The following is a 12,564-nucleotide window of genomic DNA, read 5'->3' as shown; positions in this document are numbered from 1 at the left end:
CAATTTACGTTTGTGACATACATAATTCATATTGTTCCACAGTAGCTCAGTGGTAGAGCTATCGGCTGTTAACCGATCGGTCGTAGGTTCGAGTCCTACCTGTGGAGCCACGTGGACCCTTAGCTCAGCTGGTTAGAGCAGACGGCTCATAACCGTCCGGTCGCAGGTTCGAGTCCTGCAGGGTCCACCATTTATAGGGTTGGAGGAATACCCAAGTCCGGCTGAAGGGATCGGTCTTGAAAACCGACAGGGGTGTTAAAGCCCGCGGGGGTTCGAATCCCTCTTCCTCCGCCATACTATTGTCTATTCAAAGCTTCTTTTGAGAAAAAGAAGCTTTTTTTATGTTTAAAAGAATAGCGAATGGGAATTAGGTAAATATAAATCATGGATTAGGTACTTTTTATTTGAAAGAGTAGGGTAAATTTGCTAATCTAAACGTATATGGTGCTTTTGCGCCAAAATGCTTACATATTTTGAAGGAGGAATTATTCATGGCTTACAAATTACCAGAACTACCTTATGCATACGATGCACTGGAACCACATATCGACAAAGAAACAATGAATATTCACCACACAAAACATCACAACACATATGTTACAAACCTAAACGCTGCTGTTGAAGGCAAAGCGGATTTAGAAAGCAAAAGTATTGAAGAGTTAATTTCAAACTTAGATGCTGTTCCTGAAGATATCCGTACAGCAGTACGCAATAACGGTGGCGGTCATGCGAACCACTCATTATTTTGGACAATCCTTTGCCCTAACGGCGGCGGTGCTCCAACTGGTGAATTAGCAGACGCTATCGCTAGCAAATTCGGCAGCTTTGATCAATTCAAAGAAGAATTTGCAAATGCAGCTAAAACTCGCTTCGGTTCTGGCTGGGCTTGGTTAGTTGTAAACAACGGCGAATTAGAAGTAACAAGCACACCAAACCAAGATAGCCCATTAATGGAAGGCAAAACGCCAATTCTTGGTCTAGACGTTTGGGAGCACGCTTACTACTTAAATTATCAAAACCGCCGTCCAGATTACATTTCAGCATTCTTTAATGTTGTAAAATGGGACGAAGTTGCTAAGCGTTACGACGCTGCAAAATAAGCTGAAGACGTATTTAAAAGCCAGTAAAGTAATTATTACCTTTACTGGCTTTTTTGTTTTCCAATTCTTTTACATATCTCCTTTTCTTTTTCACACACTAGGTGTAGAAGAGAAAAGGAGTTTTTTGATATGCCTTTATTAAAAAAAGTAGTTGGAGATGTAGAAGTTAGTAAAGATTTACTTTTGCTTTTAATTATAGGCGGTCTTTATGCCTTGGCTATTTCAATTTCCAATTCGTTTGTTAACATTTATCTGTGGAAACAATCAGGAGAATTTTCGGATCTCGCTATTTATAATTTAGCGGTAGTGGTGCTTCAGCCCCTTACGTTTATTTTAGCAGGTAAATGGGCCAAACGAATTGACCGGGTTGTGGTTTTAAGGTTAGGCGTATCTTTTTTAGCTGTTTTTTATATCGCTGTATTGGTCAGTGGAGCTAACGCAGCCGAGTATTTAGTATTGCTTGGTGGACTGCTGGGTATAGGATATGGCTTTTATTGGCTAGCTTTTAATGTGCTAACTTTTGAAATTACAGAACCTGATACAAGAGACTTTTTTAACGGATTTTTAGGGATCTTAAACTCTTTTGCAGGGATGATTGGTCCTTTAGGAGCGGGCTTTGTTATTTCCGCTTTGTATGAATCACTTGGGTATAAAATTGTGTTTGGTGTATCTCTGCTATTGTTTGTCGGTGCCGTTGTGCTTAGTTTTTTTATTACAAGACGCGCAGCTGAAGGAGTATACAAATTTAAAGAAGTGTGGGCTGAACGAAAAGTCAACAAAGACTGGAATCGAATATTACAGGCTCATTTCTTTCAAGGATTGCGTGAAGGTACGTTCATTTTTGTCGTATCCGTTATGGTATTTATTACGACGGGAAGTGAATTAGCTTTAGGAACTTATGGACTGGTGAATTCAGCGGTGGCGTTTGTAGGATACTATGTAGCCTCAAGATTTATTAAGCAAAAAAATCGCCTTCGATTTATTTTCACCGGGGGCCTCCTTCTCTATGGAGCAGTCTTTTTGCTTATCTTTAACTTATCGTATCCAAAGTTAATTATATATGCTGTTTGTATTGCCATTGCCTATCCTATTTTGTTGGTTCCATTCATTTCTCTAACGTACGATGTGATTGGACGAGCAAAGGACGTTGTTTCAAAAAGAATCGAATACATTGTTGTCAGAGAAGTATTTCTGAATATTGGGCGCGTCGTTTCCATATCTTTATTTTTAATAGCCGTACTATTTTTTGATGAAGCAAAAAGTATTCCTATTTTATTATCTATTGTTGGAGCAGGGCATACGATCATTTATTTTTGTGTAAGACATATCTCACAGCCTCTGCACAAAAAAGAAACGACTGTTACTCCTCCAGTATTAAATGAAGGAGACGGAGAGTCTCCAGCTTAGAGTATTATCAGCTCCTTCATTTGTACTATGGAAAATGCCTCTCTTTTCTTTTAGAATAAATACGTTGTGTAAATAGGCACCTGCCAGGTGTCTATTTATTTGCTAAATGTCTGATTTTATGGTGTTATGGTATATATGTTTTATAAAGTGTAGGTGTTGGTATGAAAAAGAAAAAAAGAAGAAAAAGTCACGTGCCTTTTCGTGTGAACTTACTTTTCTTGACCGTATTTGCCCTATTTTCCGTATTAATTTTGCGGTTGGGACTTGTTCAAATTGTGTACGGTGAGAATTACGAACGAGAAGTCGAAAAAACACAGGACGTTACAGTCAGTACGCCTGTTCCTCGAGGGAAAATGTACGATCGGTATAACCGCGTAATTGTAGATAATACCTCTTTAAATACGATTACATATACTCGTTTTCAAGGAAATACAGCTGAAGAAAGGCTGCGCATCGCTAAAAAGTTAGCCACTATGATCGATGTTCCTTACACCACAAATGTGATTGATATTCCAGAAAATAGAAAGAATAAAGATGCTAAAAACGTGGTAAAAATTACAGAACGCGACATGAAGGATTACTGGATTATGCTTCACCCTAAAGAAGCGGAGCAGAAAATTACGAAAGCTGATCGCAAAAAAGTTCAAGATGGTGAAATGACTGATGACGAACTGTATCAACGTCAGTTAGACCGCATTTCTAAAAAAGATTTAGAAAGTTTAAAGAGTGATTTAGAAGTTCTAGCTATTAAGCGCCAAATGGAGGCAGGTTATTCTAACACCCCGCAAATTGTTAAAAGCGGTGTGACAAATGAAGAGTATGCCGTTGTAAGTGAGCATTTAGATGAACTTCCGGGTGTTGATACAACAACGTATTGGGATCGCTCATACCCAGAAAACAGCACTCTCCGTACTTTGCTTGGAAATGTATCCTCTGCCAACGAGGGTCTGCCCAAAGATAAAGTACAGTATTACTTATCAAGAGGCTATAGTCGAAATGACCAAGTTGGGACGAGCTATTTAGAGAAGCAATACGAAGCTCAGCTCAGCGGTCAAAAAGAAAAAGTCCAGTATGTAACAGATGATAAAGGAAATCTCCTTGATACAATTCAAGTGTCGAAAGGCGAACGCGGCAGTGATTTGGTTTTAACTATTGATATGGAGCTTCAAAAAGCGGTAGAAAAACAAATTACGGACCAGCTTTTAGCCAAAAAGAAAATGAAAGGAACGCAGTTTTTAGACCGTGCTTTTGTGATTATGATGGATCCTCACACAGGAGAAATCTTAACAATGGCAGGTAAAAAATACACCATTGATAAGAAGACTGGGGTACCTAAAATAGAAGATTTTGCATTAGGGAATATTTCAACATCTTATACAATGGGCTCTGTTGTAAAAGGGGCAACGGTTCTAGCTGGCTTAGATTCAGGAGCTATTAAGCCAAACACAGTGTTCGTTGATGAACCGTTAAAAATTAAAGGAACACCAATTAAGAAATCAGCTGAGGCTGAGGGGTTAGGACCCTTAACGTATTCATCCGCGTTAAAATATTCATCCAACGTATTTATGTTTAAAACGGTAATGGCGATGGCTGGATTACAGTACCACAAGAACATGACTTTACCGATTAAACCTGACACATTCAGCGAACTGCGTTCGTACTACAGTCAGTTCGGCTTAGGCGTATCAACAGGCATAAACCTCGATAACGAATCAACAGGTGTACAAGGAGGAAGCAATGTTCCAGGTACAGCGCTTGATTTAGGAATTGGCCAGTATGATACGTACACGCCGCTGCAGCTTGTTCAATATACTTCTGCAATAGCTAATGGAGGGTATCGCATCAAGCCGCAGCTAGTAAAAGAAATCCGAAAACCAACGATAAAGACCGATGAAATTGGCGGTACGCAGCATTCCTTTGAACCTGATGTGTTAAATCGTATCACGATGAAAGAAGAATACATTAAAGATGTTCAAAATGGCTTTAAGCGGGTTACGCAGGAACAAGGCGGTACAGGGTACGCAGCTTTCCATACAGCGAACTATAATCCTGCTGGTAAATCTGGAACGGCACAAGCCTATGAGAAAAACCCAAGCGGAGGGGATCCAATTAAAGTTAATAATTCAAACTTTGTGGCCTTTGCTCCGGCAAATGATCCTGAAATTGCAGTAGCTGTTGTGGTACCATCGGCATTTGTGCCAAGTGCACCAAATACCATTACAAAAGAGCTTGCTCGTTCTGCGCTCGATACGTATTTTGATTTAAAGAAAAAAGGTGAACAAGAAGTAAAAGATCAAGAAGAGAATCAACAGGCTGTCATTGCAAACGACGCCAATTAAAGAGGCTGGGAAAAAGCATATTAGTTGAAGTAAGATCCGAACGACGTTGATTAAGAATCAACGCTGTTCGGATTTTTTTATTGAGAGGGTGAACGTAGATTTCATGTAAGTAGGTGCTTTAAGCGGTTGATTGGAGGGCAGGGCGAAGACTTCTGCCGGAAAAGCGGAAGAAGTGAGACCCCGCAGGAGCGGAAGCGACAACGAGGCTCATCGGCCGCCTGCTTGCACGGAAATCAACAGTGGTGTCAGAAGTGATTCGTACTGGCTTATTTATCTAATTTACTTATCTTTATATCAAATTAATTTAGTTATGTCTCAACCTCTTCTTTTTTTTTGTTAGAAATCTTTACATATATGGTTTTTTATTGAATTTAAGGGTCGTAAGAACTAGTTTTTTACCTAAAAAACACGCAGATAGGCCTTCGTTTACAAAAGCTTTACATTGAGTTAAAACACAATTAATAGTCGGCTATTATTCTGTAAGTGTAAGGATTAATAGAAATCATCAAAATAAGGGTAAGCGTTCGGCTTCTCGTATGTATTTACACTAATAGTAAACAATAGATATTAAATAGACATAGAGAGACTTTTATTGTGCTCAAAACGGTTAAAGACGATGAAGGAGGATTATCCAATGGCAATAACAATGGAATTGACTAACAAAGAAAAAGTAAATACTCCGCAAACAAAAGAAATTGTATATAAAACAAAAGGTTTGAATTTATGGTATGGCAACACACATGCCTTAAAAAATATTGATTTAGACATTCATGCTAACGAAGTTACCGCGATCATCGGTCCATCGGGCTGCGGAAAATCAACATATATTAAAACGTTAAATCGTATGGTAGAAATGACGCCAATTGTCCGTACATCAGGTGAAATTGAGTATAGAGGAAAAAATATTTTTGATAAATCGTACCATGTGGAAGAGCTGCGCACGCAAGTAGGAATGGTTTTCCAAAAACCAAATCCGTTTCCAAAATCTATTTATGATAATATCGCGTACGGTCCAAGAATTCATGGCGTTCGCAACAAGAAAAAGCTAGATGAAATTGTTGAAAAAAGTTTACGAGGAGCAGCTATTTGGGACGAAGTTAAAGATCGTTTGAATCAAAATGCGAATGGGTTGTCAGGTGGACAACAGCAGCGTATCTGTATTGCGCGCTGTTTGGCTATTGAACCCGACGTTATTTTAATGGATGAGCCTACTTCTGCACTCGATCCAATTTCGACATTAAAAGTAGAAGAGTTAGTACAAGAATTAAAGAAAGACTTCAGCATTATTATTGTTACACATAATATGCAGCAAGCGGCACGTATTTCAGATAAAACAGCATTTTTCTTAAATGGAGAAGTGGTAGAGTACGCAGAAACAGATAAAATCTTCTCAATGCCATCTGATAAACGCACAGAAGATTATATTACAGGTCGTTTCGGTTAAGACATACAAGGAGATGGGATGAGTGGTTGTACGCGAAAAGTTTCATGGTGATTTAAAGATATTACGTGAAAAATTATTAGAAATAGGGCGCTTAACGCATGAGGCGTTATCAAAATCAATTGAAGCGTTGCAAACAAGTAACGTTGAGCTGGCGCTAGAAATTATCGACGGTGATTCATACGTGGATGACTTAGAAGAAGAAATTAATGACCTAGCTATCCTACTGATTGCAAAGCAGCAGCCCGTGGCTATTGATTTAAGACGTATTATTGTGGCAATTAAAATTGCTTCGGATGTTGAGCGTATGGCAGATTTTGCCGTTAATGTAGCAAAATCAGCTATACGAATTGGAAACGAAGAATTAATTAAGCCGTTAGAACATGTAAAGAAAATGCACGATATTTCGATTGAAATGCTGAGCCTTTCGTTAAAAGCTTATCACGAAGAAGATCTTGTGTTGGCTAAAAAAGTAGCGGAAATGGACGATCAGGTGGATGAGCTTTACGGAATAACAATTAAAGAACTTTTAAGTCTTGCTAAAGAAAAGCAGGAGGCTATGAACCAAATTACACAGCTTTTATTTGTAGCCCGTTATTTAGAGCGTATGGCTGATCATACCACTAACGTAGCAGAAAGCGTATTTTACCTTGTAAAAGGCAAACGCTACGATTTAAATGAATAGTGGAAAAAGAGGCTGGGACAAAAGTGTTTTAGTTGAAGGAAGATCCGAACGATGAATCGTTCGGATTTTTTTCATTGTATCGAGAAACGTAGGTTTAATGTAGCTGCTTCTAGCTGTTAATGAGAGGGAAGGGCAAAGACTCCTGCAGGAAAAGCGGAAGCGACGAGGAGGTTCATCGCCGCCCTCGGAAAGCGACATTTTGCACGGAAATCAACAGCGGTGTAACAAACGATTCATACGGGCTCATGCATCCAATTTGCTGGCCTGGATTTTTTAACACAAATCGACAAATTGCGTTTATTGTGGCAACTTTTTCTGAATGGTAAGATGTTAATAAGTTTATACGGCATTTATATGTAGAAAAAACAATCTAAGAAACGAAGTGATAAAACATTGGCTCCTAATCTTATTCAAAACTTAAATGTGTGTATAGCTACTCAGCTTGACTCATCTCGTATTTATGTTCACTGGTCATTTTCAGAGCATATTCGAGAAATGGTAGAAAGTATGTTTTCGACACGATGGGAAGAATTGAATCTAGCTATGTGTACGTATGATATAACAGGCCTTCATTTTAACGGCCATGAATCAAACCGCTATTATATGAAGGGTCTTACTCCTAAGCAAGACTTCATATTTATGAATAGCTTGGAAAGTGAGCGCACGTATGTAATAGATATTGGTATTCAAGATAAAGAAGGAAGTTTTTTTTCCCTTCTTCGTTCGAATCCGGTTTATTTGATGAAAGAACAGCATGAACAAGTGAATGTAACGTCGTTGAGCTGGATGTACGAACCTGTAAAAGTTCACCAGGGTGTTCAAAATGAATTTAGCACATATTCCTTATATTCAAATGACTTGGAGCAGGTGAAGAAGCAATATGAATAGTGATGACTGTATTCTTTTAACTTATATGCATTATCCGTTGCTACATGTACTTCAAGCAGAGAGTGAGTATCCGCTGTTTGAACAAGTAACGAACGAATTCATCCCTTTTTTAGATCAAATTGAGTCTGAAAAATTGATAGGTGCAACAGCTGTGATGTCTTGTGTATTTTTGAACGTATTAAACGACGAGGAGTTTAATACTCGTTACGCTCAGTATTTACACCAGTTTTCAAGCCGGCAGCATCAGAGAGCACTCACTTTTTTAAAAAAATGGGACGGGAGCTTGTTCTCAGCCTGCAAATATTTCTTTCAGCATGACATGCTGGAATGTATTCCTACTACCGTAACGAACGCGTTCGTTTCCATCCTTAAAACAGAACAAACATTAAATCTCCAAATTACAGAAGCAATACGTGTTTTTCAACAGTTTTTTGAAAAAAAGCCCGTCGGTTTTTTTATACAGCAAGGAGAGTATACTCATCAAGTAGATATGCTCCTGAAATCTCATGAAATGCGCTATACCTTTGTGAAGTCATCAACAGATGAACTAAAAAAGTCCCCTGCTGGTATTATCTTGTTTCCATATCCTAAGCAAGGAAAACAAGTTGAGGAAGGAACAATGAATAAAGCGAGCGCTGTTTTGGATTTGAAAGCGAAGGACACGCTTGGCTTTCAGCGAATGCAAGCAGCAAGCGGTACATTTCAATATCCTTTAGATTACGCGAGGGATATAGAGTTTTATCAAAATGAAACTCTTGCACTCTACGGTGCAACAAAAAGCGCCGAATTTGTCAGTGAGAAAAATCAATTGTTTATTTCAACCGTACAGAAGTCAGAGGCGATGCTAGGTGTGATCGATTTTAAGCATCCTAGCGTGGTGAATGCTATCTACCGACAGTGGCTCCTTTTAAGTAGCAGCGATTGGCTTTATACTTTTGAAAAAGTCAGAGGTGAATACGAAAGGCAAATAAAGCTGTTTGATTTTCTCTGTCACGAAGAGAATCCAAGGATGGATAGTGAAAACAGTTTTCTTTCAGGAAGTTCTTTTTTATACCCTGTAAAAGAGATAGAGCCGTCGGCTTTATCAGTAAATCAATATAAAGGCGGTCTCTCCATTTTAATGCTTGCATGGGAATTCCCTCCTCTAGTTATCGGAGGACTTGCACGACATGTATTTGATTTATCCAGAGCGTTAGCTAGAGCGGGCCATCACGTTAGTGTATTAACGACCTATGTAGAGGGGCTGCCGGAATATGAACGTTTATACGGTGTTCACGTTTACAGAGTTAAAAGCCTGCAGCCTCATCATCCGGATTTTTTGACATGGGTAAACAGTTTGAACGTGGCTATGGCTCTTAGAGGACTGCAGTTAGGCTACAAGCTGTCTTTTGACGTTATTCATGCTCATGACTGGCTTGTTGCATCCGCAGCAAAATGTTTAGCAGATAAAACGGATAGGCCGCTAATTACGACCATTCATGCGACAGAACATGGGCGCAATAATGGTATTCATAATGACATGCAGCAGAAAATTCACTTGCAAGAAGAGGAGCTGATTCGACAATCAAGCTCAATCATTGTCTGCAGCGACTATATGAAGAAAGAATTAATCACTTTATTTCACGTAGAACAGGATAAAATTGCTATATTTCCAAATGGAATTGACAAGCAGCTGGTAGTCGACGCAGTAAATGAGCGGTTAAAAGAAAGTTTACAAAAGAAATATAATTTTAGAAAGGCCCCTATTATTTTTTCAATTGGACGAATTGTATATGAAAAAGGATTTCAGTTATTTATTGAAGCAGCGGAACTATTTAAGAAAAAACAAATAGATGTTCAATTTGTTGTGGCGGGAAAAGGGCCTTTACTTCATGAGTTTCGAACACAGGTAAGTGAAAAGCAATTAGACAAATACGTGTATTTTATTGGATACATTACCGATAACGAACGAAATCAGCTTCTTCAAGCTTGTAAAATGGTTGTTTTTCCAAGTCTATATGAACCTTTTGGAATTGTGGCTTTAGAGGGGATGGTAGCCAAGAAGCCAACCATCGTTGCGGATACAGGAGGTCTAAGCGATATTGTTTCACATTTCGACACGGGCCTGACGTTTGCCAGAGGAGATACGCTCGAATTAATCAACTGTATTGAATTTTTGTTAAAAAATGAAAAAATAGCTGCGAAAATCAGCGAAAATGGGTATAGAAAAGCAACAACGATGTTTAGCTGGGAGAAAATCGCTATTGATACAAGTAAGCTGTTTCAACATCACATTTGCCAGGATAAAAAAAGGAGGGAGGCAAAAAATTGAAAGCCATTATACTTGCTGGCGGTAAAGGAACAAGACTGCAGCCCTTGACCTATACGATTCCAAAGCCTATGCTGCCGCTTTACGATAAACCTGTGATGGAATATAGCATTGAACTGCTTAAGAAACATGGAATTACAGAGATTGGGATTACGCTGCAGTATAGGCATGAACAAATTATTGAATACTTTGGGGATGGCTCTCAGTGGGGAGTGACGCTTACTTATTTTATCGAAAAAGAGCCTCTTGGAACAGCGGGCGGAATTAAGCGAGCAGAGGCCTTTATTGAGGAAGACTGTATTATTATTAGTGGAGATGCCTTAACAGAAATTAATCTTCAAGACGTTATTCATTTTCATTATGAACAAAAAAGCGAAATGACCATTGTTACAAAAGAAGTAAACGACGTGCGGGGTTATGGAGTGGTGACGATAGATGAAGGGAATCGAGTCACGGGATTTGTAGAGAAACCGACCTACGAACAGGCCAATAGCCGATTGATTAATACGGGAGTGTATGTGATCAAAAAATCCGTTCTTGATTACGTGAATTCTTATGGTCCTACAGATTTTAGCTTTGACATTATCCCGCTTCTTTTGGAATATAATCATACTGTGTGCAGTTTTGTAACAGAGGATTATTGGATTGATATTGGGCAAATCCACCATTATCGTCAAGCACACTATGATCTGTGGAGCAAGTGGTTTGGCAATAGACAGGAAAGTATTGTCTCAGATGACGCGCTTATAGAAGAAGGGGTGACTGTTTACGATCCGGTTTACGTAGGAGAAAATGTGGTGATTAGAAAAGGTGCTTCAATTGGTCCTTACACGATTATCGGAACCAATAGTATCATAGAAGCACATGCTGCAATCGATAAAACGATTTTGCTTCAAAACGTAACGGTGGGGGCAGAATCGTTTTTATACAACGCTACGATAGGTCCGTATGTAAATGTTCAAGCAATGACTACGTATGTCCAAGATACAGTAGCTGAAAATCAAGTGCTACCTCAACTTTCTGTAAAACCAGATGTTTCTATCTTCAAAAACGGTCGCCTGTATGTACATTCATCTGTTGATCGAGAAAGACTATACAATGCGTTATTACTTGTATGCAAACATCAAGGATCGTTCTGTCTAGCAAGCGATGATGAAGGAGAAGCCATTCAACTTCGCAAAGAATGCTTTTCTTTTTTACGGAGTAATCATTCAGCTGTGTATGATATTAAAAAAGAAGCTCTTCCGGTATTTCGATATTACATGATGACTTCACAAGCGAGCATTGGTATTTATATTGGTGTGGATAGCAAAAACAGCGGTCTGTTTTTAGAAATATATGATAATAAAGGACAATTAGTTAATCAGCTTATTGAAAAAAAGATTGAGCGGATGTATCTTCGAGCTAAAAAAGCAAACATAACGACTTCTGTTTCACTTAAAGAAACAAGCATAGGAAATATCAGGGAAGAATATTGTGATGCTTTAGTAAAATCAATTAATCAGCATGTTTTATTAGAAGACAGTACGCGGATTGGTGTGATTTGTTCACCGTTTATACAGGGAGTTGTCGAATTATTATGTAAGCGTCTTCGTATCCATGTGTTATTTTTAAACAAGTGGGAGAAAACAGAAGAAACCAAACGAATAATTAAACGAAATAAGCTGTCTTTTTGTATTCAGATTAAAGAAGATGGAGAAACATTTGCTCTATATGATGAAAAAGGCTGCAGCGTAAATGACTCAGAAATTATGTCGCTCTATATTTATAGCGTATACATGACAAAAAAAGTAGCATTCGTTCCTATTCCTATACACTATTCATCCACATTAGAAACATTTGCTCAATCTCTCAATCAATCATTTATGAGGACAAAAGCAAAAAAACGTGATTTGCTTAGTCTTTTGGGGCCTGTTCAATTTCAGTTAGATGCCATGTACGCTTTATGTCAGCTGATCGAATTAATTATGGTGCAGCAGCGGAAAATTTCTGAAATGATTCAATATGTCCCCCACGCTTATATGAACTGGCGCTATATTTCATGTCCGCTAGAAATTCAAGAACAAGTGATGAAGAAGTTATTAGAAGAAGCAATCGGTAAACAAGTGTATGTCATTGATGGTTTAAAAATTTACCATGATCCTCATGAATGGACGCTTATTTTGCCCGATGGTCACTTGCCTGTATTAAATATTTATTCAGAGGCGTTAAACACTCAGACTGCCAAGAAGCTGTCGGCATATTTTGTAGAAAAAATACAAGAATATCAAAGAGTGTAAATAATGGATTTTATTTAAAAGAAAGGAAGTACCCTTCTCATAAAAAGAGTTCCGCCTATTTTAAGAAACTTCATCTATATATAAGGCGTAGCAGAGAAGGAGCTCAGGACTCTAAGA

The 12,564-nt window shown here is 38.5% G+C and carries 10 protein-coding genes and 3 tRNA genes; all 13 read left to right on the top strand.

Going from position 1 to position 12,564, the window contains the following annotated elements:
- Positions 1-35 precede the first annotated feature (35 nt).
- The 13 genes from WKH56_RS03300 to WKH56_RS03240 all read left to right on the top strand — a co-directional run bounded on the left by WKH56_RS03300 (position 36) and on the right by WKH56_RS03240 (position 12,447).
- Positions 36-110: transfer RNA gene (locus tag WKH56_RS03300), tRNA-Asn, on the top strand.
- Between the two features lie 3 nt (positions 111-113).
- A tRNA-Ile gene (locus WKH56_RS03295) sits at positions 114-190 on the top strand.
- Positions 191-201: 11 nt separating this feature from the next.
- Positions 202-294 (top strand) — tRNA-Ser (locus WKH56_RS03290).
- A 197-nt stretch (positions 295-491) separates the two neighbouring features.
- A complete protein-coding gene (sodA, locus tag WKH56_RS03285) occupies positions 492-1,100 on the top strand; it encodes a superoxide dismutase SodA (RefSeq protein ID WP_013059198.1) in 609 nt (202 codons plus the stop codon).
- Between the two features lie 129 nt (positions 1,101-1,229).
- Positions 1,230-2,507 (top strand): MFS transporter, encoded by a 1,278-nt coding sequence (locus tag WKH56_RS03280; RefSeq protein WP_048019746.1) that lies wholly within the window; start codon positions 1,230-1,232, stop codon positions 2,505-2,507.
- Between the two features lie 161 nt (positions 2,508-2,668).
- Positions 2,669-4,846 carry a peptidoglycan D,D-transpeptidase FtsI family protein gene (locus tag WKH56_RS03275; protein WP_033579690.1) on the top strand — a complete coding sequence of 726 codons (2,178 nt, stop codon included), beginning with the start codon at positions 2,669-2,671 and terminating at the stop codon, positions 4,844-4,846.
- Between the two features lie 126 nt (positions 4,847-4,972).
- Positions 4,973-5,101 carry a hypothetical protein gene (locus WKH56_RS03270; protein WP_268990046.1) on the top strand — a complete coding sequence of 43 codons (129 nt, stop codon included), beginning with the start codon at positions 4,973-4,975 and terminating at the stop codon, positions 5,099-5,101.
- Between the two features lie 391 nt (positions 5,102-5,492).
- Positions 5,493-6,290 (top strand): phosphate ABC transporter ATP-binding protein PstB, encoded by a 798-nt coding sequence (gene pstB / locus WKH56_RS03265; protein WP_370506071.1) that lies wholly within the window; start codon positions 5,493-5,495, stop codon positions 6,288-6,290.
- Between the two features lie 22 nt (positions 6,291-6,312).
- Positions 6,313-6,972: a phosphate signaling complex protein PhoU gene (gene phoU, locus WKH56_RS03260; protein WP_013059193.1), complete on the top strand. Its 660-nt coding sequence runs from the start codon at positions 6,313-6,315 to the stop codon at positions 6,970-6,972.
- A gap of 119 nt (positions 6,973-7,091) precedes the next feature.
- Positions 7,092-7,298 carry a hypothetical protein gene (locus WKH56_RS03255; protein ID WP_168761294.1) on the top strand — a complete coding sequence of 69 codons (207 nt, stop codon included), beginning with the start codon at positions 7,092-7,094 and terminating at the stop codon, positions 7,296-7,298.
- Between the two features lie 67 nt (positions 7,299-7,365).
- A complete protein-coding gene (locus WKH56_RS03250; protein WP_034271122.1) occupies positions 7,366-7,860 on the top strand; it encodes a DUF4912 domain-containing protein in 495 nt (164 codons plus the stop codon).
- Entirely contained in the window at positions 7,853-10,171 is a 2,319-nt protein-coding gene (locus tag WKH56_RS03245; RefSeq protein WP_310884107.1) for a glycosyltransferase, read from the top strand. The genes WKH56_RS03250 and WKH56_RS03245 overlap by 8 nt, the downstream gene beginning before the upstream one ends.
- Complete coding sequence (locus WKH56_RS03240) at positions 10,168-12,447, top strand: sugar phosphate nucleotidyltransferase (protein WP_310884106.1); 2,280 nt, start codon at positions 10,168-10,170, stop codon at positions 12,445-12,447. The genes WKH56_RS03245 and WKH56_RS03240 overlap by 4 nt, the downstream gene beginning before the upstream one ends.
- The last annotated feature ends 117 nt before the right edge of the window (positions 12,448-12,564 follow it).

The sequence above is a fragment of the Priestia sp. SB1 genome (assembly GCF_038898415.1).
Note: the sequence above shows the minus strand (reverse complement) of the source record. Positions and strands in the feature narration are given on the sequence as shown.